The 24,173-nt window shown below is 55.7% G+C and carries 20 protein-coding genes and 1 pseudogene; 10 read left to right on the plus strand and 11 right to left on the minus strand.

What is annotated here, in order from left to right:
• Window positions 1-22 precede the first annotated feature (22 nt).
• Window positions 23-1,477 carry an NAD-dependent succinate-semialdehyde dehydrogenase gene (locus INF73_RS04255; protein WP_028014597.1) on the plus strand — a complete coding sequence of 485 codons (1,455 nt, stop codon included), beginning with the start codon at window positions 23-25 and terminating at the stop codon, window positions 1,475-1,477.
• Between the two features lie 45 nt (window positions 1,478-1,522).
• Window positions 1,523-1,795 carry a barstar family protein gene (locus tag INF73_RS04260; RefSeq protein WP_028014596.1) on the plus strand — a complete coding sequence of 91 codons (273 nt, stop codon included), beginning with the start codon at window positions 1,523-1,525 and terminating at the stop codon, window positions 1,793-1,795.
• 61 nt (window positions 1,796-1,856) lie between these two features.
• On the opposite strand, the gene yhcN (INF73_RS04265) is transcribed toward INF73_RS04260, so the two are convergent.
• From yhcN (INF73_RS04265) to argR, 3 genes are all read right to left on the minus strand, one after another.
• Window positions 1,857-2,123, minus strand: a complete 267-nt coding sequence (yhcN, locus tag INF73_RS04265) for a peroxide/acid stress response protein YhcN (RefSeq protein ID WP_028014595.1) — start codon at window positions 2,121-2,123, stop codon at window positions 1,857-1,859.
• Between the two features lie 110 nt (window positions 2,124-2,233).
• Window positions 2,234-2,497, minus strand: a complete 264-nt coding sequence (gene yhcN / locus INF73_RS04270) for a peroxide/acid stress response protein YhcN (RefSeq protein ID WP_014885423.1) — start codon at window positions 2,495-2,497, stop codon at window positions 2,234-2,236.
• A 374-nt stretch (window positions 2,498-2,871) separates the two neighbouring features.
• The gene (gene argR, locus INF73_RS04275; RefSeq protein WP_008502836.1) at window positions 2,872-3,342 is read right to left on the minus strand and encodes a transcriptional regulator ArgR; all 471 of its coding nucleotides are present in this window, start codon (window positions 3,340-3,342) and stop codon (window positions 2,872-2,874) included.
• 397 nt (window positions 3,343-3,739) lie between these two features.
• Between argR and mdh the strand changes: the two genes are divergently transcribed.
• Window positions 3,740-4,678 carry a malate dehydrogenase gene (mdh, locus tag INF73_RS04280; RefSeq protein ID WP_028014594.1) on the plus strand — a complete coding sequence of 313 codons (939 nt, stop codon included), beginning with the start codon at window positions 3,740-3,742 and terminating at the stop codon, window positions 4,676-4,678.
• An 88-nt stretch (window positions 4,679-4,766) separates the two neighbouring features.
• Here mdh and degS read toward each other — a convergent pair whose 3' ends face one another.
• The 3 genes from degS to zapG all read right to left on the minus strand — a co-directional run bounded on the left by degS (window position 4,767) and on the right by zapG (window position 7,863).
• Window positions 4,767-5,834 carry an outer membrane-stress sensor serine endopeptidase DegS gene (gene degS, locus INF73_RS04285; RefSeq protein ID WP_028014593.1) on the minus strand — a complete coding sequence of 356 codons (1,068 nt, stop codon included), beginning with the start codon at window positions 5,832-5,834 and terminating at the stop codon, window positions 4,767-4,769.
• A gap of 92 nt (window positions 5,835-5,926) precedes the next feature.
• Entirely contained in the window at window positions 5,927-7,294 is a 1,368-nt protein-coding gene (gene degQ, locus INF73_RS04290) for a serine endoprotease DegQ (RefSeq protein WP_041907839.1), read from the minus strand.
• Window positions 7,295-7,464: 170 nt separating this feature from the next.
• Window positions 7,465-7,863, minus strand: a complete 399-nt coding sequence (gene zapG, locus INF73_RS04295) for a Z-ring associated protein ZapG (RefSeq protein WP_010436126.1) — start codon at window positions 7,861-7,863, stop codon at window positions 7,465-7,467.
• 189 nt (window positions 7,864-8,052) lie between these two features.
• On the opposite strand from zapG, the gene zapE reads away from it, so the two are divergent.
• The 6 genes and pseudogenes from zapE to INF73_RS04325 form a co-directional block, all read left to right on the plus strand.
• Complete coding sequence (zapE, locus tag INF73_RS04300; RefSeq protein WP_041907841.1) at window positions 8,053-9,177, plus strand: cell division protein ZapE; 1,125 nt, start codon at window positions 8,053-8,055, stop codon at window positions 9,175-9,177.
• 292 nt (window positions 9,178-9,469) lie between these two features.
• Complete coding sequence (rplM, locus tag INF73_RS04305; RefSeq protein ID WP_006178824.1) at window positions 9,470-9,898, plus strand: 50S ribosomal protein L13; 429 nt, start codon at window positions 9,470-9,472, stop codon at window positions 9,896-9,898.
• A 15-nt stretch (window positions 9,899-9,913) separates the two neighbouring features.
• A complete protein-coding gene (gene rpsI / locus INF73_RS04310) occupies window positions 9,914-10,306 on the plus strand; it encodes a 30S ribosomal protein S9 (protein WP_003860436.1) in 393 nt (130 codons plus the stop codon).
• Between the two features lie 307 nt (window positions 10,307-10,613).
• A complete protein-coding gene (gene sspA, locus INF73_RS04315) occupies window positions 10,614-11,252 on the plus strand; it encodes a stringent starvation protein SspA (protein ID WP_028014589.1) in 639 nt (212 codons plus the stop codon).
• Between the two features lie 5 nt (window positions 11,253-11,257).
• Window positions 11,258-11,758, plus strand: coding sequence for a ClpXP protease specificity-enhancing factor (gene sspB / locus INF73_RS04320; protein WP_028014588.1), 501 nt, complete (start codon window positions 11,258-11,260; stop codon window positions 11,756-11,758).
• 148 nt (window positions 11,759-11,906) lie between these two features.
• Window positions 11,907-12,329, plus strand: a pseudogene (locus INF73_RS04325) (MFS transporter); the annotation flags it as partial.
• A gap of 90 nt (window positions 12,330-12,419) precedes the next feature.
• Here INF73_RS04325 and INF73_RS04330 read toward each other — a convergent pair.
• The 4 genes from INF73_RS04330 to gltB all read right to left on the minus strand — a co-directional run bounded on the left by INF73_RS04330 (window position 12,420) and on the right by gltB (window position 21,017).
• The gene (locus tag INF73_RS04330; protein WP_193541602.1) at window positions 12,420-13,700 is read right to left on the minus strand and encodes a cytosine deaminase; all 1,281 of its coding nucleotides are present in this window, start codon (window positions 13,698-13,700) and stop codon (window positions 12,420-12,422) included.
• Entirely contained in the window at window positions 13,690-14,940 is a 1,251-nt protein-coding gene (gene codB, locus INF73_RS04335; protein WP_063867553.1) for a cytosine permease, read from the minus strand. The genes INF73_RS04330 and codB overlap by 11 nt, the downstream gene beginning before the upstream one ends.
• Window positions 14,941-15,128: 188 nt before the next feature.
• Entirely contained in the window at window positions 15,129-16,547 is a 1,419-nt protein-coding gene (gene gltD / locus INF73_RS04340) for a glutamate synthase subunit GltD (protein ID WP_041907852.1), read from the minus strand.
• 9 nt (window positions 16,548-16,556) lie between these two features.
• Window positions 16,557-21,017: a glutamate synthase large subunit gene (gene gltB / locus INF73_RS04345; RefSeq protein WP_126327072.1), complete on the minus strand. Its 4,461-nt coding sequence runs from the start codon at window positions 21,015-21,017 to the stop codon at window positions 16,557-16,559.
• 687 nt (window positions 21,018-21,704) lie between these two features.
• Here gltB and INF73_RS04350 point away from each other — a divergent pair.
• Window positions 21,705-22,646: a TIGR01212 family radical SAM protein gene (locus tag INF73_RS04350; protein WP_102863688.1), complete on the plus strand. Its 942-nt coding sequence runs from the start codon at window positions 21,705-21,707 to the stop codon at window positions 22,644-22,646.
• On the opposite strand, the gene INF73_RS04355 is transcribed toward INF73_RS04350, so the two are convergent.
• Complete coding sequence (locus INF73_RS04355) at window positions 22,626-24,128, minus strand: helicase HerA-like C-terminal domain-containing protein (protein WP_041907858.1); 1,503 nt, start codon at window positions 24,126-24,128, stop codon at window positions 22,626-22,628. The genes INF73_RS04350 and INF73_RS04355 overlap by 21 nt on opposite strands.
• Window positions 24,129-24,173: the final 45 nt, after the last annotated feature.

Genomic DNA, 24,173 nt, shown 5'->3' on the forward strand with positions numbered 1-24,173 from the left:
TACATTCAGGAAGGGAGGACACATGACGACTCAGGCGCTTCAGGACAACACCCTTTTTCAGACCGGCTATCTGGTCGACGGCATCTGGAAAACGCTGGACACAACGTTTGATGTGCTGAACCCCGCGACCGGTGAGGTCATCGCTAAAGTTGCGAAAGCGGGTAAAGCGCAAACCGAAGAAGCGATCGCAGCGGCCACCAAAGCCTTCCCGGCATGGCGTGCCAAAACCGCGAAAGAGCGTTCGGCGATTCTGTACCGCTGGTACGAACTGATTATTGAAAATAAAAGCTGGCTCGGGCGGTTAATGACCACCGAGCAGGGCAAGCCCCTGAAAGAGGCGGAAGGGGAAGTGGAGTATGCCGCCAGCTTTATCCAGTGGTTTGCCGAAGAGGCCAAGCGCGCGAACGGTGAGATTATTCCGCCAATCAAGCCCGGCTCGCGCATTCTGGCGACCCGTGAGCCCATCGGCGTGGTCGCGGCCATCACGCCGTGGAACTTCCCGATGGCGATGCTCACCCGCAAGCTAGGCCCGGCGCTGGCAGCCGGGTGTACCGGTGTCATCAAACCGGCCAATAACACGCCGCTCAGCGCCTTTGCGCTGCTGACGCTGGCAAAACAGGCGGGCGTGCCCGACGGTGTGCTCAACGCGGTGGCCGGAAATACCCATGAAATCAGCGATGCGATCATGGCCAGCCACGACGTGCGTAAAATCTCCTTTACCGGTTCGACCTCCGTCGGCAAAACGCTGGTGCGCAACGCCGCAGAAACCATGAAAAAAGTCTCGATGGAGCTGGGGGGAAATGCTCCGTATATCGTCTTTGAGGATGCCGACATCGAGGCTGCGGTAAAAGGCGCGATCGCCAATAAATTCCGCAATGCCGGGCAGGTCTGCGTCAGCGTGAACCGCTTCTACATTCAGGAAACCGTCTACGACAAGTTTGTGAATAAGCTCGCAGATGCGGTTAATGCCCTTAAGGTGGGGAATGGCCTTGAGGACGGCGTCGTCGTCGGACCGCTGATTGAATCCGCCGCGGTCGACAAGGTCCGTGAGCATGTTGAAGATGCTGTCACACGAGGGGCGACCGTGCTGGCGGGCGGCAAACCCCATCCGCTGGGCGGTAATTTCTGGATGCCAACCGTGCTGGGCGACTGTCACGAAGGCATGAAGCTGGCAGAAGAAGAGACGTTTGGTCCGGTTGCGGCGTGTTTCCGCTTCACCTCGGAAGATGAAGTCATCCAGCGTGCGAATAACACGCCTTACGGGCTGGCAGCTTACTTCTACACCCAGAACCTTTCCCGGGTTTTCCGCGTTTCACAGGCCATCGAGAGCGGGATGATTGGCATTAACGAGTGCGCCGTTTCCACCGAGCTGGGGCCTTTCGGCGGCGTAAAAGAGTCCGGTCTTGGACGTGAGGGATCCGTGCTGGGGCTGGAAGAGTATCTGGAAGTTAAAACCCTGCATATCGGGGGATTATAATAGACTGGGCGGCATCTGCCGCCCGCCTGGACTGGGTGGCTGGCAATGAAAACCTATACTTTTGATTTTGACGAAATCGACAGTCAGGAAGACTTTTATCGGGAATTTATCCGGGCGTTTGATCTTGAACGGGAAAGCGTGACCAATCTGGATACGCTGTGGGACGTGGTCACCGGCAGCATGCTGCCGCTACCGCTGGAGATTGAGTTTATCCATCTGCCCGATAAGCTGCGCAGACGTTTCGGCGCGCTGATATTACTCTTCGATGAAGCGGAGGAAGAGCTTGAAGGACAGCTTCGCTTTAACGCGCGGCATTAAATGAAAAAAGCCCCTGACCACGAGGCCAGGGGCAAGTCGTATGATGAGATACGACGAGGGTTTATTTATACAGTTCAGCCGTGGCGTGCCAGTGGTCACCCTGATTCAGTTCGGTGACGCGATAGCTGCTGGCGCCTGCTTTTTCAGCTTTGGCGGCAAGTTCCTGACGAATGTCCATCGGGGAGCCGGTGACTGACGTCACGGAGACGCTACCCATTGGCTGCAGATTTTGTGCCTGATCGGCATTCACTTGCTGTACGGCTGCGCTTGCGCCGAAAGAGAGAGCGGATGCCAGACCCAGGGTTGCGATGATCAATTTGGTTTTCATAGTCTTTACTCCTGAACAGGTTTTTTGCTCAACGGCGAGAAGGGTTGAACTGCTATTTTTATGCCTGGTGCCGTTGAGTGGAGAGTTATGTCTTCAGTGATTACTTAAACTTATTTGTACAGCTCGGCGGTGGCATGCCAGTGGTCACCGGAACGCGCTTCGATAATGCGATAGGATGACGCACCTTTTTCTTCCGCTTTTTTGTTCAGCATCTCATGCATGTCCATTGGAGACGTGCCAACAGCGCCGACAGAAACCGTACCGATTGCCTCACGGGATTGCGCCTGGTCAGCATTAATAGCGTCAGCCGCGAAAGCACCGAAGGACAGGACAGACAGGACGCTCAGCGCCGCTACAGTAGTTTTGATTTTCATGATTCTTACCTCGTCGAATTTTTTAGTGGGGTCTTGTTTCGTGACCCTCATCACAAAATCAAGTATACACTAATAACGTAAAAAATTAATACCAGACTAATGGTTTCTCTTGTTATTACGTGTTAAACACGCTTTTTTTTATAACCTAATTGCATAATGCTGGGTGTTTTATGAGCAATTTGTGTTGGTATTTATAAGAAAATCATAGGGATAATGCTTTTTGATTTTTTGTGCGATTTGCGGGATTGTTATTCACTGGATGAATGTTAATGAGTGGTAAAAAGCACTAATCGTCAAAGCAAGGGCAGTGAAATAAAGGGGGAAATGATGCGAGAGCAGAATGATCCCCGCAGCGGCGCTACGGGGAGAGCGCATTACAGTTCCTGTTCGAACAGAACCAGAATCGCTTCGTGGAGATCCTTCACGGAGAAACCGCTAGCCGGGGTGGTAAAGATGGTGTCATCACCGGCAATGGTGCCGAGAATACCCTCTGTTTTACCTAACGAGTCCAGCATGCGGGCAATCAGCTGCGCGGCACCCGGGCTTGTGTGGATGACCACAACGGCGTCGTTATAGTCAATATCCAGAACCAAATTCTTGAGCGGGCTGGAGGTGGTCGGCACGCCAAGTTCAGCCGGCAGGCAATAGACCATCTCCATCTTGGCGTTGCGGGTACGCACCGCGCCAAACTTGGTTAACATGCGGGAGACTTTCGACTGGTTGATATTATCGAAGCCTTGTTCCTGCAGCGCCTGAACAATTTCTCCCTGAGAACTGAATTTCTCTTCTTTAAGTAGCGCCTTAAACGCTTTTACCAATTCTTCTTGCTTAGACGAGCTTCGCATAAGTCACCCGGAATATGACGAAAGAAACAACATTATTATGCATGTGGATGAATTTTTATGCAAATTATCTGCTCAACGGCAGGCTGAAATAATGTTATGAAAGGGAGTGATTTTATCAGATTTCGTTATCAGAAAACATGCCTGGGTCACGCCGCGCAAATAAGCTTAAAAGTAAATTAAATGTTATCAAAATGATGTTGTTTTGGTGGCGTGGCAGGGTGTATTGTAACCACCTCTTAATTCGTTGCCATCTGTCGTCAGATAGCTTTCTGGTGAGAGATAAAGTCGTGTGACCTCAAATTCTTTAGCTTCGAAAATTGTAATTAAAGACATGCTGATTTAAGGTCGCGGCAACGGATTTACAGATACTTAAGTTAACCATAATAAGGAGTTTAGGATGAAAGTCGCAGTCCTCGGCGCTGCTGGTGGTATCGGCCAGGCGCTTGCCCTACTACTGAAAACCCAACTGCCTTCAGGCTCAGAACTCTCCCTGTACGATATTGCTCCGGTAACCCCAGGCGTGGCGGTTGACCTGAGCCACATCCCGACCGCTGTAAAAATCAAAGGCTTCTCCGGTGAAGATGCGCGTCCTGCGCTGCAGGGTGCTGACGTGGTCCTGATTTCTGCAGGCGTGGCGCGTAAGCCAGGCATGGATCGTTCAGACCTGTTCAACGTCAACGCGGGCATCGTGAAAAACCTGGTGCAGCAGATCGCTGAAGTGTGCCCGAAAGCATGCATCGGTATCATCACTAACCCGGTGAACACCACCGTTGCTATCGCAGCCGAAGTGCTGAAGAAAGCAGGTGTGTACGACAAAAACAAACTGTTCGGCGTGACCACGCTGGATATCATCCGTTCCAACACCTTCGTTGCTGAGCTGAAAGGCAAACAGCCAACAGAAGTGGAAGTGCCGGTTATCGGCGGCCACTCTGGCGTGACTATTCTGCCTCTGCTGTCGCAGATCCCGGGCGTGAGCTTCACCGAGCAGGAAGTAGCTGACCTGACCAAACGAATCCAGAACGCGGGCACTGAAGTGGTGGAAGCGAAGGCGGGTGGCGGTTCTGCAACCCTGTCTATGGGCCAGGCGGCTGCACGTTTCGGTCTGTCACTGGTTCGCGCCCTGCAGGGCGAGAAAGGCGTTGTTGAATGTGCTTACGTTGAAGGCGACGGCGAACATGCCCGCTTCTTCTCTCAGCCGCTGCTGCTGGGCAAAAACGGTATTGAAGAGCGTAAGCCTATCGGTACGCTGAGCGCGTTTGAGCAAAACGCGATGGAAGGCATGCTGGACACGCTGAAGAAAGATATCACTCTGGGTGAAGAGTTCGTTAACAAGTAAAACGAAGTGTCTCCCGTAGGCCGGGTAAGCGCTAGCGCCACCCGGCAAAAAAACCGAAGCCAGTAAGTGCTTCGGTTTTTTTATGGGGCTAATTTGTTGCCGGGTATTCCTGAATCGTCACGTGCAGCGTCATTTTCTTATCGTTGCGCATGATTTCCACAGGGATGATCGAGCCAGGGCGAATTTCGGCCACCTGGTCCATCGTCTCCAGGGCAGAGACTGCCGGCGTGCCGTTGACCGACACGATGACATCATTAACCTGAATCCCCGCGTTAGCCGCCGGGCCACCCGGTGCCACCTCGTTGACGACGATGCCCTGAATCTGGTCGATACCGCCGCCCTGAGTATGCATTGGCGCAATTTCGCGCCCGCCGATACCGATATAGCCGCGGATCACGCGTCCGTCGCGGATCAGCTTATCCATAATCTTGGTCGCCAGCTGGAACGGAATAGCAAAGCCGATCCCTTCCGGCGTCTCGCCGTCGTTGCTTTTATCGAACGAGAGGGTGTTGATGCCCATCAGTTCGCCCAGCGAGTTGACCAGCGCGCCGCCGGAGTTGCCGTGGTTGATTGACGCATCCGTCTGCAGGAAGTTCTGCCGTCCTGACGGGTTGAGGCCGATTCGACCGGTCGCGCTGATAATTCCTTGCGTGATGGTCTGGCCCAGGTTGTACGGGTTACCGATCGCCAGCACCACATCGCCGATGTGCGGCGTACGTTTACGGTTGATCGGAATGACCGGCAATCCGCCCGTGGCGTTAATCTTCAGCACGGCCAGATCGGTCAGGCTGTCTGAACCCACAAGCAACGCCTCAAACACGCGGCCATCCTGCAGGGCGACGATGATCTGGTCGGCATCGTTGATCACGTGTTTGTTCGTAATAATGTAGCCGCGCTCGTCCATAATCACCCCGGAGCCAAGGGTGCGGATCTCAAGCTGGTTATGTGCTGAGCTGTTGAGGCCGCGGTTATAAACGTTAACCACGGCAGGGGCGGCACGGCGAACGGCCTGGTTATAGGTCGCCGGCGTTTCATCCGTGCTGTCGAACTGGGGGGCAGACAGCTTGTTAAACTGACGCAAAGACGGCATCGCCAGCAGCAGCAGGCCAGCGACAATCAAACCGATGACAATGGAACGTAAGAGCTTTAAAAGCATGATGCGCGTGTCGTGAAAAAAGGAACGATTTGCAGCATAACATGAGTTATCCGGACATCACACGCAGCGGTGATGTCCGGGATCGCAAATGCTTAGCGCAACAGAATGTAGATAGACTCATTGCCACGCATGACCTGCAGGGCAATGACCGCCGGTTTGCTCTCCAGCACCTTGCGCAGTTCGGCAATGGACTGCACGCGATTGCGGTTCACGCCAATGATGACATCTTCCTGATGCAATCCGGCCTGCGCGGCAGGGCTGCTCTTCTCGACGGTGTCCAGGCGAATGCCTTTCGTACCGTCTTTCAACTGCCCATCGCTTAACGTTGCTCCCTGCAGCGCCGGGGCGATAAGCTCCGCGCTGGCAGAGGACGAGGTGCTTTTATCCAGCGTCACTTCGACGTTCAGCGGCTTACCGTCACGGATCAGGCCCAGCTTCACTTTGGCCCCCGGTTCGGTGGTGGCAATACGCGAACGCAGTTCAGCAAAGCTGCTCAGCGGCTTGTCGTTAAGGCTGACGATCACATCGCCCGATTTAATGCCTGCTTTTGCCGAGCCGGAGTTTGGCAGCACTTCACTGACAAACGCACCGCGCTGCACGTTGATATTGAACGCTTTCGCGATATCCGCGCTCATCTCCATGCCTTTAATACCCAGCAGTCCACGTTTGACTTCGCCGAACTGGATTAGCTGCTGCGCCAGCGTTTTAGCCATATTGCTTGGGATCGCAAAGCCAATCCCAATGCTGCCGCCGCCCGGAGCCAGAATTGCCGTGTTAATACCAATCAGCTCGCCGTTAAGGTTGAGTAAAGCCCCGCCGGAGTTGCCCCGGTTGATTGAGGCATCGGTCTGGATGAAGTTTTCCAGACCTTCCAGATTCAGGCCACTGCGTCCCAGCGCCGAGACTATGCCGGAGGTGGCGGTTTGACCTAAACCAAAGGGATTGCCCACGGCGACGGCAAAATCACCGACGCGCAGCTTGTCGGAATCCGCAATGGCAATCTGGGTCAGGTTGCTCGGGTTCTGCACCTGCAATAGCGCGATGTCGCTCTGATCATCGCCGCCAATCAGTTTGGCATCAAATTCACGACCATCGTTCAGCTGGACGCTGATTTTATCGGCCTGGCTGATGACATGATTGTTGGTCAGGATATAGCCTTTAGCCGCATCAATGATGACGCCAGAGCCCAGGCCTTCAAAAGGCTGAGCCTGCTGGTTGGGGGACTCATCGCCAAAATATTTTTTCAGTTCTTCCGGTACGCGCTGGCTTTGAACCGCCGTGCCTTCTACCTGAACGCTCACGACCGCGGGCAACACTTTTTCCAGCATCGGCGCGAGGCTGGGAGTGGCTGCCTGTCCCGGCACCTGCGAAGGCAGCGCCGCACCGGCAGGGAAGGACGCCGAGAGAGATAACCCGACACTTAACGCTATAGCGCTCAACAGCTGGTTTTTTTTCTTCATTGATGCTGACTCTCGTATCCTGGAATGAAAGAAGAACGGCCCAAAATCATGATGATGTTATTGAATTTTATACCGCTGAACAATGAGGTGTTTGACTAAATAATAGCTGGGGACGGGAAGAAAGGACGGGCGCAAGAGATGCGCCCGTAAAATATATTTATGTTGTGCGATTAATCGCGTTTTGCGCCACCGCGCAGCAGGCCGGACGCGCCGTCAGAGTAGTCGCGTGGCATCTGAACCGGAGCCTGATCGTTACCCGCTTCTGAGTCGGCCAGACGGTTGCGGAACGGGTTAGTCTCCGCGGTCATTTCCGGCAGCAGGCTGCTGGAGCTTTTCGCCATATGCTGATACAGCTGACGGTAGTCGGTCGCCATGTTGTCCAGCAGCTCAGCGCTACGGGCAAAGTGGCTGACCAGCTCTTCGCGATACTCTTCCAGCTCTGCTTTATTCTTTTCCAGTTCGTACTGCAGTGACTGCTGCTGACGCAATTTGCGGTTACCGAAACGCATGGCCACAGCACCGATCACGATGCCGACGACTAAACCGATTAGCGCATATTCCCAGGTCATGAACTTCTCCCGTTGTCTTGTTGTTCCGTAGGGTGTTGGCTCGGCTCCTGCCTGTGCCTGATAATGCCACTATAACCGCTATTTCCGCAGAAGTGGAATCCTGACGTATCATCGCGTAGTGTAGAACGGCCTTTTTTTCATCAGTCACGCCTGCTGATGAGCATTAATTGAAGGAATAACAATAAGATTATGCAAATCCTGTCCCCTGCATCGCGATATCAACTGGCCCTGAATGAGGGTACTCATCAGCCTGATGACGTTCAACGTGAGGCGGTAAACCGTCTGGAGATGATTTATCAGGCGCTCACGGCAAAACCTGCTGAAGTAGAACAGAGTGGTGGGCTCAAAGCGGCGTTTGGCCGACTGCTCGGCAAAAAAGCGCCGCAGGCTCAGGCTCCGGTGCGCGGTTTATATATGTGGGGCGGCGTCGGTCGCGGAAAAACCTGGCTGATGGATCTGTTTTATCTCAGCCTGCCGGGGGAGCGTAAACAGCGCCTCCACTTCCATCGCTTTATGCTGCGGGTGCATGAAGAGCTGACAGCGCTGCAGGGCAAAAGCGATCCGCTGGAGATTGTGGCTGACAGGTTCAAGGCGGAAACGGACGTGCTCTGCTTCGATGAGTTTTTTGTTTCTGACATTACCGACGCCATGCTGTTAGGCGGACTGATGAAAGCGCTGTTTGCCCGCGGGATCACGCTCGTTGCCACGTCGAATATCCCGCCGGATGAACTCTATCGCAACGGCCTGCAGCGGGCGCGTTTCCTGCCGGCCATTGATGCTATCAAACAGCATTGCGACATCATGAATGTCGATGCCGGTGTCGATTATCGTCTGCGCACGTTAACGCAGGCGCACCTGTGGCTTTCGCCGTTAAACGCCGATACCGCTCGCGAGATGGATAAACTCTGGCTGGCGCTGGCGGGCGCAAAACGCGAAAACGCACCGACGCTGGAGATTAACCATCGCCCGTTACCCACCCTTGGCGTAGAAAACCAGACGCTGGCGGTCTCTTTTGCGACGCTCTGCGTGGATGCCCGCAGCCAGCATGACTATATTGCGCTTTCGCGCCTGTTCCACACCGTGATGATGCTGGATGTGCCGGTGATGACGCGGCTGATGGAGAGCGAAGCGCGGCGCTTCATTGCGCTGGTGGACGAGTTTTACGAGCGCCACGTCAAGCTTGTCGTCAGCGCCGAGGTGCCTTTATATGAGATCTACCAGGGCGAGCGGCTGAAGTTTGAGTTCCAGCGCTGCCTCTCGCGCCTGCAAGAGATGCAGAGCGAAGAGTATCTCAAGCGTGAGCATATGCCCTAATCAATGCTCCTCTCTCCCACGGGGAGAGGGGCTGGGAGTGAGGGCACCAGACCGCACAAACGCGCCCCCCGAAAAACCCATTCCAAATCACATTTAAGGGTCGATCTTTGACCTCAACTTCTCTATAATCTTGCGACCCCACGTTACGAGAAGGTTTTTTTCCCGAAACTTTCTATGTGTCGGCATGTGCTATTCGAAGGGGTAGGTTTGCCGGACTTTGTCGTGTGAACCTCAACTGACTAAACGTTTGGGTGTTCACCAACGTGTAACTTATTATTTGGGTAAGCTTTTAATGAAAACTTTTACAGCTAAACCAGAAACCGTACAGCGCGACTGGTATGTTGTTGACGCGACCGGTAAAACTCTGGGCCGTCTGGCTACTGAACTGGCTCGTCGCCTGCGCGGTAAGCATAAAGCGGAATACACTCCGCACGTTGATACCGGTGATTACATCATCGTTCTGAACGCTGACAAAGTTGCTGTTACCGGCAACAAGCGTACTGACAAAGTGTACTACCACCACACCGGCCACATCGGTGGTATCAAAGAAGCGACCTTTGAAGAGATGATTGCCCGCCGTCCTGAGCGTGTGATTGAAATCGCGGTTAAAGGCATGCTGCCAAAAGGCCCACTGGGTCGTGCTATGTTCCGTAAACTGAAAGTTTACGCAGGCAACGAGCACAACCACGCGGCACAGCAACCGCAAGTTCTTGACATCTAATCGGGATTATAGGCAATGGCTGAAAATCAATACTACGGCACTGGTCGCCGCAAAAGTTCCGCAGCTCGCGTTTTCATCAAACCGGGCAGTGGTAAAATCGTAATCAACCAGCGTTCTCTGGAACAGTACTTCGGTCGCGAAACTGCCCGCATGGTAGTTCGCCAGCCGCTGGAACTGGTTGATATGGTAGAAAAACTGGATCTGTACATCACCGTTAAAGGTGGTGGTATCTCCGGTCAGGCAGGTGCGATCCGTCACGGTATCACCCGCGCTCTGATGGAGTACGACGAATCCCTGCGTTCTGAACTGCGTAAAGCTGGCTTCGTTACTCGTGACGCTCGTCAGGTTGAACGTAAGAAAGTGGGTCTGCGTAAAGCACGTCGTCGTCCACAGTTCTCCAAACGTTAATCCATTCTGCTTACGCAGAACGATTGGCGAAAAACCCGCTTCGGCGGGTTTTTTTATGGATAATGCGCAGGTTATCCACAGTAACATTTCATATATCTTCTCTTTTTCCACATTTCCGGCATCCCCTCACCACAAAGCCATCAAAATCTGGTAAACTATCATCCAATTTTCTGCCCAAATATCGGTGAATACTCGATTTTTGTTCGATTCTTGAACAATGTGTCTTCTCTGGGATGGGCGATACTTCATCTGGCTGGCCCCGTTGGGCTGGTAGCAGTAAAAATTCTGAATATACCTGGAGGTTTTCATGGCTGTCGCTGCCAACAAACGTTCGGTAATGACGCTGTTTTCTGGTCCTACTGACATTTATAGCCATCAGGTTCGTATCGTGCTGGCCGAGAAGGGTGTCAGTTTTGAGATCGAGCATGTGGAAAAGGATAACCCGCCTCAGGATCTGATCGATCTCAACCCGAGCCAAAGCGTACCGACGCTGGTGGATCGCGAGCTGACCCTGTGGGAATCCCGTATCATTATGGAATATCTGGATGAGCGTTTCCCGCATCCGCCGCTGATGCCTGTTTACCCTGTTGCACGTGGTGAAAGCCGCCTGTACATGCAGCGTATCGAAAAAGACTGGTACTCGCTGATGAACGTCATTACCAGCGGCTCCGCTTCTGAAGCCGACGCTGCGCGTAAGCAACTGCGTGAAGAGCTGCTGGCAATTGCCCCTGTGTTTGGTCAGAAACCGTTCTTCCTGAGCGACGAGTTCAGCCTGGTGGATTGCTATCTGGCCCCGCTGCTGTGGCGTCTGCCAATTCTGGGCGTTGAGTTCAGCGGCCCTGGCGCAAAAGAGCTGAAAGGCTATATGACTCGCGTATTTGAGCGCGACTCTTTCCTGGCATCTTTAACTGAACCGGAACGTGAAATGCGTCTCGGCCGAGGCTAATGACTGTGGAAATGTCACAACTTACCCCACGCCGTCCGTATCTGCTGCGCGCCTTCTATGAATGGCTGCTGGATAACCAGCTCACGCCGCACCTGGTTGTGGATGTGACGTTGCCGGGCGTGCAGGTTCCAATGGAATACGCACGCGACGGACAGATTGTACTGAATATTGCGCCACGTGCAGTGGGTAACCTGGAGCTGGCAAACGACGAAGTGCGCTTTAATGCGCGTTTCGGCGGCGTGCCGCGTCAGGTTTCCGTTCCGCTGGCTGCGGTTCTGGCTATCTACGCCCGTGAAAACGGTGCAGGCACCATGTTCGAGCCGGAAGCGGCGTATGATGAAGAGGTTGCCAGCCTGAATGACGATGAGGCATCCGATGAACGCGAAAGCGACCCGGTAATGTCTGTGATTGATGGCGACAAGCCCGATCGTCAGGACGACGACGAGGGTCCCGATGATGAACCGCCACCGCGCGGTGGTCGTCCCGCACTGCGCGTTGTGAAATAAACAAACAGGCCCGACGGGCCTGTTTTGCTTTCTGCCCCTTTTCGCCCCCTCTAATTTCCTGTGTTATGATGCAGCTTTTTCCTTCAATGGCACCGGACTGCAATGAAACCGACCGATCGTAACGCTGAAAACTCAGATGAAACCCTTGGCCGTCTTTGCGATCGGCGGCACAAATGTCTGGGTGCTGGGCCTGCTGCTCTTTTTCCAGCAGATGCTGGGGCAGGGGATATCGGGGATCTTACCGAAACTCATCGGCGGTTATTTCGACACCGACCAGCGTGCGGCGGGTCTGGGCTTTACCTATAACGTCGGGGCGCTGGGCGGGGCGATCGCCCCGGTGATTGGTGCGCTGCTGTCGCAGAATATGGCGCTGGGCACAGCCCTGGGATCGCTCTCCTTCGGCCTGACCTTTGTGGTGATCCTGCTGATTGGACTGGATATGCCGTCCCGCGTTCAGCGCTGGCTGCGGCCGGAGGCGATTCGAACCCACGACGCCATCGACGGTAAACCTTTCAGCGGAGCCGTCCCGTTTGGCGGCGATAAAAGCGCTTTAGCCAAAAGCAAAAGTTAATCCGCTGGAAAAAGCGGCAGAGCGTTAGCTCCGCCGTGAGGATATCTTTATGTACGCGGTGACGTGTGCCACGCGGTTACCAACCCTGAATTAGCGCTTAAACGTCACCGCTTCCGGCTGCGTCAGGTGCAAGGTGGTCTGGCTGGGCACCGTCTCGGCAATCACCTTGCCGTGGCGGACAGAGTATCGTGCCGGCGTCTGGCGACGAACGGCATCAAACCCATTCTCTGCCGGGAGGATCACCAGGTTTGCTGAATTCCCAACGCGCACGCCATAGTCCTGCAAATTGAGCGTTTTCGCGCTGTGGGTAGTGATCAGGTTAAGCCCATCGTTTATTTGCCCGTAGCCCATCAGTTGGCAGACGTGCAGCCCCATATGCAGAACCTGAAGCATATTCGCGGTTCCCAGCGGATACCACGGATCGAAAACGTCGTCATGACCGAAGCAGACGTTGATCTCCGCTTCCAGCATTTCTTTGACGCGTGTAATGCCGCGGCGTTTGGGATAGGTATCGAAACGGCCCTGCAAATGCGTGTTAACCAGCGGGTTTGCCACGAAGTTAATGCCTGACATTTTTAACAGGCGGAACAGCCGGGACGTATACGCGCCATTATAGGAGTGCATTGCCGTGGTATGGCTGGCGGTCACGCGCGAACCCATTCCGTCACGATGTGCCAGGGCGGCAACGGTTTCAACGAAGCGCGATTGTTCATCATCAATTTCGTCACAGTGGACATCGATCAACCGGTCGTACTTTCTGGCCAGGGAAAACGTTTTATGCAGCGACTCCACGCCATATTCACGCGTAAATTCAAAGTGCGGGATTGCGCCGATGACATCCGCCCCTAAACGCACGGCTTCCTCAAGCAGTGCTTCACCGTTCGGATAAGAAAGAATGCCTTCCTGCGGGAATGCCACAATTTGCATATCGACCCACGGGGCGACTTCCTGCTTCACCTCCAGCATGGCTTTCAGTGCCGTAAGGGTAGGGTCCGAGACGTCAACGTGAGTACGTACGTACTGAATGCCGTTGGCGATCTGCCACTTCAGGGTCTGCATCGCGCGAGCTTTAACGTCTTCGTGGGTGAGCATCGCCTTACGTTCGGCCCAGCGCTCGATTCCCTCGAAAAGGGTGCCTGACTGGTTCCAGTTTGGTTCACCCGCCGTTTGCGTTGTATCCAGATGGATATGCGGTTCGATGAACGGAGGGATAACCAGCCCGCATTCGGCGTCCAGCACCTGACCGACTGGCACAGAGGCGGTTTCCTGAGGAGCGATACGGCTGAAGCGTCCGTCCTCAATCGTGATCTGCCATAAACCCTCCTGCCCCTGCAAACGGGCCTGACGGATAGTGAGGGAATTATTCTGCATGGGAAGCCTCCGAAGGATTGGCAAGGGTACGTTTGGCGAATGGGTTTAACACCAAATAGCTGAAGACGCCACCCAATACTGCGTTAACGGGGACAATTCCCGGAATGTAGTGCCCGGCAGCAACGCCCAGGGCGACCGAGAAAATGGCAATCCAGTTAACGGACACAAATTTTGCGTGGTCGAAGCTGGCATAGCGGCGGCGATTAATCAGGTAGTCGGCGATAATTACCCCGCCAATCGGCGGAATCGCTGCCGACAGAAAGGTCAGCCAGCCAACGAAGTTGTTGTATAGCCACAGCGCGCACAGCGTACCGATAATGCCATTCACCACCGACAGCGTACGGCTGGAAAGGCCAGTAATATTGGCGAAACCCAGACCAGAGGCGTACAGCGCGTTGTCATTGGTGGTCCAGATATTCAGGCCGAGAACTACAATCGCCGGCAGCAGCAGTCCCTGGGCGATCATCACGTCAGAAATATCGGCCTGTCCTACGGCAGCAGCGCCTGCCGCACCGAAGATAAACATCAGCGAGTTGCCAAGGAAAAATGCCACCATCGCCACCAGAACGGCACCTTTAGCATTGCGGCCAAAGCGGACGAAGTCGGCGGTCAGCGTGCCTGCGCTGATAAACGAACCTACAACCAGCGCCAGCGCGCTGGAAAAGTTGAGCGGCGTCTGCGGCACAATGGATTTGAGGTGGTCCAGCCCTCCCACGCCGTCCACCGCCAGCCAGACGGAGTAGCTCCCCAGGATGACGATAGCGGGTACGGCGATGATGGATAAAATCGTCAGTGCCGAGATGCCAAAAAAAATGGTCAACGTCATCAGCAGGCCGGAAACCGCAATCAGGACGTTCACATCGATGCCCGTGGCTTTACTCACCGGGATGGCAAACATCGCTACGCCGACGCCAAACCATCCTACCTGCGTACCGCCTAAAAGCATGGAGGGAAGCCAGGAACCTTTTATACCGAACGAGTAACGCGCAAGAAGATGGGTTGAGAGGCCGGTTTTGGCGCCAATGTAGCCAAGAAAAGCAGTGTAAATACCGAGGAGGAGATTGCCGAAGAGAACTGCGAGGAAGAAATCATTATAGGAAAGACCGGTACCGAGCGTGCCTCCGGTCCACATACTGGCGGAAAAAAACGTTAACCCTAACATCACAAAAGTGAGTGGAACCACGCCTTTCCGCGCCGCCAGAGGGACGGGGCCCTGGCTATAATTGTTATCTTGCGACACAACGCCTCCTTGAATTTTGGCCAAAAAATCCGCCGCATAATATCCATTTTTTTCATCAATGCAAACGTTTACGTCCGGGGTTTACACTACATTTGTGGGGAAATGGGTATCGTTAACTGAAGGGGAGGTTACTGAAAACAGGCTCCCCGGCGTTCCGCTTTATGCTTCTGCCGGGGAGTCAGAGGGGCTTACACTTCCAGGAAGTTCATGATCCCGTCAGCCGCTTTACGCCCTTCGGCAATCGCGGTAACCACCAGGTCTGAACCGCGAACGATATCGCCACCGGCGAAGATTTTTGGGTTGCTGGTCTGGAAGGCGTTGTCGCTGCCTTCCGGCGCAATCACGCGGCCCTGTGAGTCCAGCTCTACGCTGTGCTTCGCCAGCCACTCCATGCTGTGAGGGCGGAAACCAAACGCCATCACCACGGCGTCGGCCGGGATCACGTGCTCAGAGCCAGCCACGATCTCCGCGCGACGACGGCCTTTTGCATCCGGCGCACCCATCTCCGTGCGCGCCATCTTCACGCCGCTTACCTTACCGTTGGCGTTCACTTCAATGCCCAGAGGCTGGATGTTGAACTGGAACTCCACGCCCTCTTCACGCGCGTTTTTCACTTCGCGCTTAGAGCCCGGCATGTTCTCTTCGTCACGACGGTAAGCACAGATGACGTGCGCCGCGTTCTGACGAATGGACGTACGCACGCAGTCCATCGCGGTATCACCGCCGCCCAGCACGACAACGCGTTTACCTTCCATGCTGACAAACGGCTCGTCGGCAGTTTCGCCGTAGCCCATCAACTGTTTGGTGTTAGCAATCAGGAACGGCAGCGCGTCGTAAACGCCCGGCGCATCTTCGTTCTCAAGACCACCGCGCATGGACTGATAGGTACCCACGCCCAGGAACACGGCGTCGTAATCCTTCAGCAGGTCGTCGAGCTGCACGTCGCGGCCCACTTCGGTGTTGAGTTTGAACTCAATGCCCATGCCGGTGAAGATTTCACGGCGGCGGGTCATTACCTCTTTTTCCAGCTTGAAGGCCGGGATACCGAAGGTCAGCAGGCCGCCGATTTCCGGGTGACGGTCAAAAACCACCGCCTTCACGCCGTTGCGTGTCAGTACGTCCGCACAGGCCAGGCCTGCCGGACCCGCGCCGACGATCGCCACGCGCTTGTCGGTTTGCTTCACGCCGGTCATATCCGGACGCCAGCCCATCTCGAAGGCTTTATCGTTGATATAGCGTTCGATGTTGCCGATGGTCACCGCGCCAAACTCGTCGTTAAGCGTACAGGAGCCTTCGCACAGGCGATCCTGAGGACACACGCGGCCGCACACTTCCGGCAGGGTATTGGTCTGGTGAGACAGCTCGGCGGCTTCAAAAATACGCCCTTCGTTGGCCAGCTTCAGCCAGTTCGGAATGTAGTTATGGACCGGACATTTCCATTCGCAGTAAGGGTTACCGCAGGACAGGCAGCGGTCTGCCTGTGCTTTGGCCTGGCCTTCTGAAAACGGCTCATAGATTTCAACAAATTCAATTTTACGGATCTTCAGCGGTTTCTTTGGCGGATCAACACGCTGCAGGTCGATAAACTGGTATACGTTCTGGCTCATCTGAATTCCTTACTGCGCCTGCACGCGCAGCTCTGCTGCGCTACGACTACGGTGACCCAACAGGGCTTTAACATCGCTGGACTTCGGCTTAACCAGCGCGAATTTCGCAGAGAACGCTGGCCAGTTCGCCAGGATCTCTTCGCCGCGCGAAGAACCGGTATGCTGCACGTGTTCGGTAATCAAACCGCGCAGGTGTTCTTCGTGAATGGCCAGCGAATCAACGTCCAGCACTTCCACCAGTTCCGGGTTCACGCGCTTGCGGAACTCACCGTCTTCATCCAGCACGTAGGCAAAACCGCCCGTCATGCCGGCGCCAAAGTTCACGCCGGTTTTACCCAGGACGCACACAATTCCGCCCGTCATGTATTCGCAGCCGTTATCGCCGATGCCTTCCACCACGGTGATGGCACCGGAGTTACGCACCGCAAAACGCTCGCCCGCACGGCCCGCGGCAAACAGACGACCGCCGGTCGCACCGTACAGACAGGTGTTGCCGATGATGCTGGCTTCATGGCTGCGGAAGGCTGAACCGACCGGAGGACGCACCGCCAGCAGACCGCCCGCCATGCCTTTACCGACGTAGTCGTTGGCGTCGCCGGTCAGATAGAGCTCAACGCCGCCTGCGTTCCACACGCCGAAGCTCTGACCCGCGGTACCGCTAAAGTGTGCGGTAATCGGATCCGACGCCAGCCCCTGGTCACCGTGCGTCTGCGCGATGTAGCCGGAGAGCGATGCACCCACGGAACGGTCGGTGTTGCGGATATCAAACCAGAACGTTTTGCTCTGCTTCTCGTCCACATACGGCTTCGCCTGTTGCAGCAGCTGCGCGTTCAGCACGCCGTTGTCGAACGGCGGGTTGTTCTCGGTGCAGTAAACCGCTTTGCCAGGATGCGGCTCAGCCGTTTCCAGCAGCTTAGACAGCTCCAGCTTCTGCTGCTTGGCGGTGAAGCCTTCCAGCTCTTTCAGCAGGTCGGTACGGCCAATCAGATCCACCAGACGCTTCACGCCCAGCTGCGCCATCAGCTCGCGGGTTTCACGGGCGATGAAGTCAAAGTAGTTGGTCACTTTGAACGGCAGGCCATGATAGTGATTCTTACGCAGCTTCTCGTCCTGGGTTGCAACGCCGGTTGCGCAGTTGTTCAGGTGGCAAATACGCAGGTATTTACAGCCGAGCGCAACCATCGGGCCGGTACCGAAGCCGAAGCTTTCCGCACCCAGAATCGCCGCTTTGATGATGTCGAGGCCGGTTTTCAGACCGCCGTCCACCTGCAAACGGATCTTGTGACGCAGACCGTTAGCCACCAGCGCCTGCTGGGTTTCCACCAGGCCAAGCTCCCACGGGCAGCCCGCGTATTTCACTGAGGAGAGCGGGCTTGCGCCGGTGCCGCCGTCATAGCCGGCAATGGTGATCAGATCCGCATAGGCTTTCGCCACGCCGGTGGCGATGGTGCCGACGCCCGGCTCGGAAACCAGCTTCACGGAGATCATCGCTTTCGGGTTGACCTGCTTCAGGTCGAAAATGAGCTGCGCCAGATCCTCGATAGAGTAGATATCGTGGTGCGGCGGCGGGGAAATCAGCGTCACGCCCGGCACCGAGTAGCGCAGTTTGGCGATGTACGGGGTGACTTTATCACCCGGCAGCTGACCGCCTTCGCCCGGTTTTGCACCCTGAGCGACCTTAATCTGGATCACATCGGCGTTAACCAGGTAGGCAGGGGTTACGCCAAAGCGGCCGGACGCCACCTGCTTGATGCGCGACACTTTGTTGGTGCCGTAACGGGCCGGATCTTCACCGCCCTCGCCGGAGTTGGAGTTGCCGCCGATGCTGTTCATGGCTTCCGCCAGCGCTTCGTGCGCTTCCGGGCTCAGCGCGCCGATGGACATCGCCGCGGTATCGAAGCGTTTGAACAGTTCGGATGCAGGCTCAACTTCGTCAACGCTGACCGCTTCATCGCCCGGATTGAGGGCAATAAGGTCGCGCAGCGTCGCTGCCGGACGGTTGTTCACCAGCTCGGCATACTGCTGATAATCGCTGTATTCGCCGCTCTGTACCGCCTGTTGCAGCGTGCGCACCACGTCCGGGTTGTAGGCGTGATATTCGCCGCCGTGAACGTATTTCAGCAGGCCGCCCTGTTCCAGCGGCTTACGTGCCAGCCAGGCGCGCTTCGACAGGTTCACCAGATCCTGCTGGAAGTCAGCAAAACCGGCCCCGCCGATGCGGCTGACCACGCCCTGGAAGCAGAGGTTGGCGACATCGTCATGCAGGCCGACCGCTTCAAACAGCTTCGAGCAGCGGTAAGAGGCGATGGTCGAGATGCCCATTTTGGACATGATCTTGTACAGGCCTTTGTTGATGCCGTTACGGTAGTTCAGCATCACTGCGCGGTAGTCTTTGTCGATCGCGCGGGTATCCACCAGACGGGCCAGCGTTTCGTAGGCCAGGTACGGGTAGATCGCCGTCGCACCAAAGCCTAACAGCACGGCAAAGTGGTGCGGATCGCGGGCGCTGGCGGTTTCAACAATGATGTTGGCATCGCAGCGCAGGCTCTTGTCGACCAGACGCGTCTGGATAGCCCCCACCGCCATTGGCGCAGGCACCGGCAGACGGTTTTTCGCAATGTTACGGTCAGACAGCACCAGCAGAACGGTGCCGTTACGCACCATCTGCTCGGCTTTGTCACACAGCGCATTCACCGTCTCTTCGAGGCTCGTTTCGGTCACGTCGAAGGTGATATCGAGCGTGTCGGCGCGGTAGTGCTCCTCGGTCATGGTGGTGAGCTGTTTAAAATCAGAGTACAGCAGGATCGGCGATTTAAAGGTCAGACGGTGCGCCTGGCCTTCGGCTTCGCAGAAGACGTTCATCTCACGGCCGATGCTGGTGGCCAGCGACATCACGTGGGCTTCACGCAGCGGATCGATTGGCGGGTTGGTCACCTGCGCAAACTGCTGACGGAAGTAATCATAGATGATGCGCGGCTGGCTGGAGAGCACGGCAAATGGGGTATCGTCACCCATCGAGCCGACCGCTTCCTGGCCGTTTTCGCCGAGCACGCGAATAACCGAGTCCAGCTCTTCCGCGCTGTAGTTAAACTGCTTCTGGAAGCTTGCGAGGGTATCGTCGTCCATCTCGCGGCTGCCCACTTCGTCGTCAGACAGATCTTCGAACGGCACCAGGCGACGGACGTTTTTCGCCATCCACTCTTTATACGGATGGCGGCTTTTCAGATCGTTATCGGTTTCCGCAGAGTGCAGAATACGGCCGCCGCGGGTATCGATCACCATCAGCTCGCCCGGACCGACGCGGCCTTTCTCGACCACTTCGTCAGGCTGGTAATCCCAGATCCCCACTTCAGAGGCGCAGGTGATGAGTTTATCTTTGGTGATGACGTAGCGCGCCGGACGCAGGCCGTTACGGTCCAGGTTACACGCAGCGAAGCGACCGTCGGACATCACGATACCTGCCGGACCGTCCCACGGCTCCATGTGCATGGAGTTAAAGTCGAAGAACGCGCGCAGCTCCGGATCCATATCCGGGTTGTTCTGCCAGGCCGGCGGCACGAGCAGACGCATGGCGCGCACGATATCCATCCCGCCCGCCAGCAGCAGTTCCAGCATGTTATCCATGGAGCTGGAGTCAGAGCCGGTTTCGTTCACGAACGGCGCGGCATCGTGCAGGTCAGGGATCAGAGGGGTCTGGAACTTATAGGTACGAGCACGCGCCCACTGGCGGTTGCCGGTGATGGTGTTGATCTCGCCGTTGTGCGCCAGGTAGCGGAACGGCTGAGCCAGCGGCCAGCGTGGTACGGTGTTGGTGGAGAAGCGCTGGTGGAACAGGCAAATGGCCGATTCCAGACGCAGGTCCGCCAGGTCCAGGTAGAAGCGCGGCAGGTCAGCCGGCATACACAGACCTTTATAGATGTTCACCAGGTTAGAGAGGCTACAGACGTAGAACTCTTTATCGTCCTGGAGACGTTTTTCAATGCGGCGACGGGCGATAAACAGACGGCGTTCCATATCGCGCGGACGCCAGCCCGCAGGCGCGTTAACGAAAATCTGCTCAATACGAGGCAGCGAGGAGAGGGCGATTTCACCGAGTACCCCTTCGTTGGTTGGCACATCGCGCCAGCCGACAATCGACAGGGTTTCGCGCTGAAGTTCTTCTTCAACGATGCGGCGTGAGGCGGCAGCTTTTTCAGGATCCTGATTCAGGAACAGCATGCCGACAGCGTAGTTTTTGGCTAAACGCCAGCCGCGCTCTTCCGCCACGATGCGGAAGAAACGATCCGGTTTTTGCAGCAGCAGGCCGCAACCGTCGCCGGTTTTACCATCGGCCAGGATGGCGCCACGGTGCTGCATACGGGCCAGTGCGTGAATAGCGGTACGCACTACCTTGTGGCTAGGTTCGCCTTCTATGTGGGCGATCAGGCCGAAACCACAGTTATCCTTCTCAAGGGATTTATCGTACAACATATCAGTGAACCTCCCCAGGCTCGTCGGGCTTCCCACTGAACTTTACCGTGGCGCACAGGCGCAGAAAGAGCATGGCGACGGGGTTAGCGTTTCATACGCGGACCTCGCATTCGCCCTCTTTTTCATCCTTTCGCGCAGGTAAACAAGTTTGAGGACTTGCTTCAGAGGGAATCTCAATTACTGCATAAATATGATGAGCAGGCCGCTCATCCAGAAAGCTTCCAGCGGATTTCCAACTTATCGGGAATTGGTACACAGGTCAAATGGCAATCTTATTTATACAAAAATGTGCTAAAGCGTAATTATCTTTTTGTTTTTATTGGTTATTTTACTAATTTTACAACCGCTGAAAGCGCCAGGAAGGTGCAGGGGAGTGTGATCTGACTCACTATATGAAAGCGGTATTATTGATGCAGCGTGCTGAAATGCGGATTTATGGCAGAATAATAATCTGGTACAGTGTTCGAACCCGCATAAAATCACTGTTTTTCAGTCATGGCGCTATAAATGAAAAAAACCATCAGAACATAAGGAAAAGTAATTACGTGGCGGGTGAATGAAATCTCGGTAATCTTGATTATTTATTCAAATGGATAAAGGCCGTCCAGGGCGATTGATCCAGGTCATCGCCGACAGAGGCTAAAAATGGCAGGCTTGTCCCCTTTCTTCGGGACGGTCTATCAGATTATGCAGTTACAGAAATTAGTCAATATGTTTGGTGGGGATCTTTTGCAGCGGTACGGTCAAAAGGTGCATAAGCTGACGCTGCACGGCGGCTTTAGCTGCCCGAACCGCGACGGCACCATCGGGCGCGGCGGCTGCACCTTCTGTAACGTTGCGTCGTTTGCTGACGAAGCCCAGCAGCATAAATCCATCGCGGAACAGCTCGCCCATCAGGCCAGCCTGGTGAACCGCGCGAAGCAGTATCTGGCCTATTTCCAGGCCTACACCAGCACGTGGGCGGAGGTGCAGGTGCTGCGTTCCATGTACCAGCAGGCGGTTGCTCAGGCGAACATTGTCGGGCTGTGCGTGGGTACGCGCCCGGACTGCGTACCGGAGGCGGTGCTGGATTTACTTAGCGAGTACAGAGAGAAGGGCTATGAGATCTGGCTGGAGCTGGGCTTGCAGACCGCGCACGATAAAACCCTGCACCGTATCAATCGTGGGCATGATTTCGCCTGCTACCAGCGCACCACGCGTCTCGCCCGCGAGCGTGGCCTGAAAGTCTGTTCGCATTTGATTGTCGGCTTGCCCGGAGAAGGGCAGCAGCATGGCCTGGAGACGCTGGAAAAAGTCGTGGAAACCGGCGTAGACGGCATTAAGCTGCACCCGCTGCATATCGTGAAGGGAAGCATAATGGCGAAAGCCTGGGAAGCCGGGCGGTTAAGCAGTATCGAGCTCGACGACTATACGGTGACGGCGGGAGAGATGATTCGCCACACGCCGCCGGAGATTGTCTATCACCGCATCTCCGCCAGCGCCCGCCGTCCAACGCTTCTGGCACCGCTCTGGTGCGAGAACCGGTGGACGGGGATGGTGGAAATCGACCGCTATCTTCAGGAAAACGGCGTACAGGGTTCGGCGCTGGGCCGCCCGTGGGTTCCCCGCCTATCGACGGCGGCCGCCTAGCAGACTCCCCAGCATGCCGCGCACAATCTGATTGGTGACCTGCCGCGCGGCGCTTTTCGCCATAGTCTGTACCACGCCGTCGCGCTTGCCGCCGCGCGGTCCGGTTGTGCCAAACAAAATGTCTTTTAGCCCGCCGAGAATGCCGTCATCCACTGCGACTGACTGGCCCTTAGCGGGTGGAGCATCCTGCGATTCGGTGGTTGCCTGTACCCCTTTTTGCAGCATCTCGAACGCAGACTCCCGATCCACCTCGTCTTCATACTTGCCGTACACCGGGGAGTGATTAATCAGGCTGTTACGTTCATCGTCGGTAACCGGCCCCATGCGCGAGCAGGGCGCGATCACCATAGCGCGTTCCACCACGGACGGGCTGCCCTTGGCATCCAGGAACGAGATCAGCGCTTCACCGGTGCCCAGCGCCTGAATCGCGGCTTCGGTATCAAAGGCCGGATTGGCACGCATGGTTTGCGCGGCGGCTTTCACCGCTTTCTGATCCTTCGGCGTAAAGGCGCGCAGGGCATGCTGCACGCGGTTACCCAGCTGGCCCAGCACATTGTCAGGAATATCCGACGGGTTTTGCGACACAAACCAGACGCCGACCCCTTTGGAGCGGATCAGGCGGATAACCTGTTCAATTTTATCCAGCAGCACCTGCGGCGCGTCGTTAAACAGCAGGTGTGCTTCGTCAAAGAAGAAGACCAGTTTGGGTTTTTCCAGATCGCCCGCTTCCGGTAACTGCTCGTACAGTTCGGAGAGCATCCACAGCAGGCTGGCGGCGTAAAGCTTTGGCATCTGGTAGAGCTTCTCTGAACTCAGAATGTTGATGATGCCTTTGCCGCTGCTGTCGGTGCGCATCCAGTCTTTAATATCCAGCATCGGCTCGCCGAAGAAGTGTTCGGCGCCCTGCTGCTCCAGCGTCAGTAGCCCACGCTGAATGGCACCGACAGAGGCGCTGCTGATATTGCCGTACTGGTTCTGGAAAGATTTGGCGTTATCGCCGATGTACTGGGTAATGGCGCGCAGATCTTTGAAATCGAGCAGCAGCAGCCCCTGATCGTCGGCGATACGGAAGATGATATTCAGCACGCCGGACTGCACGTCGTTGAGGTTTAGCAGGCGGGCCAGCAGCAGCGGGCCGAGATCGGAAACGGTGGCGCGTACCGGGTGGCCTTTCTCACCGAAGATGTCCCAGACCACCACCGGGTTGCCGTGCGGCGTCCAGTCCGTAATGCCAATATTCTTCAGTCGTTCGAGCAGTTTTTCAGAAGCGGTACCCTCCTGAGCCACACCGGTTAAATCGCCTTTTACGTCAGCCATAAAGACCGGCACGCCAATCTCTGAAAGTGACTCCGCCAGCTTCTGGAGAGTGACTGTTTTCCCTGTGCCGGTGGCGCCGGTAATCAGACCGTGGCGGTTCGCCATCGCGGGCAGTAGATACAGCTCTTTTTCCAGCGTCCGGGCAATTAACAATGGTGTACTCATGATGCGCTTCCTCTCTTAGTCCTGGGTGGAGTATAGGCAACCTGA

It is taken from the genome of Enterobacter cloacae complex sp. P6RS (assembly GCF_014982245.1).
Classification (GTDB): Bacteria; Pseudomonadota; Gammaproteobacteria; order Enterobacterales; family Enterobacteriaceae; genus Enterobacter; species Enterobacter bugandensis.

Coding starts and splice junctions, on each gene's coding strand:
- INF73_RS04255 (WP_028014597.1), top strand. CDS start 23: ATGACGACTCAGGCGCTTCAGGACAACACCCTTTTTCAGACCGGCTAT.
- INF73_RS04260 (WP_028014596.1), top strand. CDS start 1,523: ATGAAAACCTATACTTTTGATTTTGACGAAATCGACAGTCAGGAAGAC.
- yhcN (WP_028014595.1), bottom strand. CDS start 2,123: ATGAAAACCAAATTGATCATCGCAACCCTGGGTCTGGCATCCGCTCTC.
- yhcN (WP_014885423.1), bottom strand. CDS start 2,497: ATGAAAATCAAAACTACTGTAGCGGCGCTGAGCGTCCTGTCTGTCCTG.
- argR (WP_008502836.1), bottom strand. CDS start 3,342: ATGCGAAGCTCGTCTAAGCAAGAAGAATTGGTAAAAGCGTTTAAGGCG.
- mdh (WP_028014594.1), top strand. CDS start 3,740: ATGAAAGTCGCAGTCCTCGGCGCTGCTGGTGGTATCGGCCAGGCGCTT.
- degS (WP_028014593.1), bottom strand. CDS start 5,834: ATGCTTTTAAAGCTCTTACGTTCCATTGTCATCGGTTTGATTGTCGCT.
- degQ (WP_041907839.1), bottom strand. CDS start 7,294: ATGAAGAAAAAAAACCAGCTGTTGAGCGCTATAGCGTTAAGTGTCGGG.
- zapG (WP_010436126.1), bottom strand. CDS start 7,863: ATGACCTGGGAATATGCGCTAATCGGTTTAGTCGTCGGCATCGTGATC.
- zapE (WP_041907841.1), top strand. CDS start 8,053: ATGCAAATCCTGTCCCCTGCATCGCGATATCAACTGGCCCTGAATGAG.
- rplM (WP_006178824.1), top strand. CDS start 9,470: ATGAAAACTTTTACAGCTAAACCAGAAACCGTACAGCGCGACTGGTAT.
- rpsI (WP_003860436.1), top strand. CDS start 9,914: ATGGCTGAAAATCAATACTACGGCACTGGTCGCCGCAAAAGTTCCGCA.
- sspA (WP_028014589.1), top strand. CDS start 10,614: ATGGCTGTCGCTGCCAACAAACGTTCGGTAATGACGCTGTTTTCTGGT.
- INF73_RS04330 (WP_193541602.1), bottom strand. CDS start 13,700: ATGCAGAATAATTCCCTCACTATCCGTCAGGCCCGTTTGCAGGGGCAG.
- gltD (WP_041907852.1), bottom strand. CDS start 16,547: ATGAGCCAGAACGTATACCAGTTTATCGACCTGCAGCGTGTTGATCCG.
- gltB (WP_126327072.1), bottom strand. CDS start 21,017: ATGTTGTACGATAAATCCCTTGAGAAGGATAACTGTGGTTTCGGCCTG.
- INF73_RS04350 (WP_102863688.1), top strand. CDS start 21,705: ATGCAGTTACAGAAATTAGTCAATATGTTTGGTGGGGATCTTTTGCAG.
- INF73_RS04355 (WP_041907858.1), bottom strand. CDS start 24,128: ATGAGTACACCATTGTTAATTGCCCGGACGCTGGAAAAAGAGCTGTAT.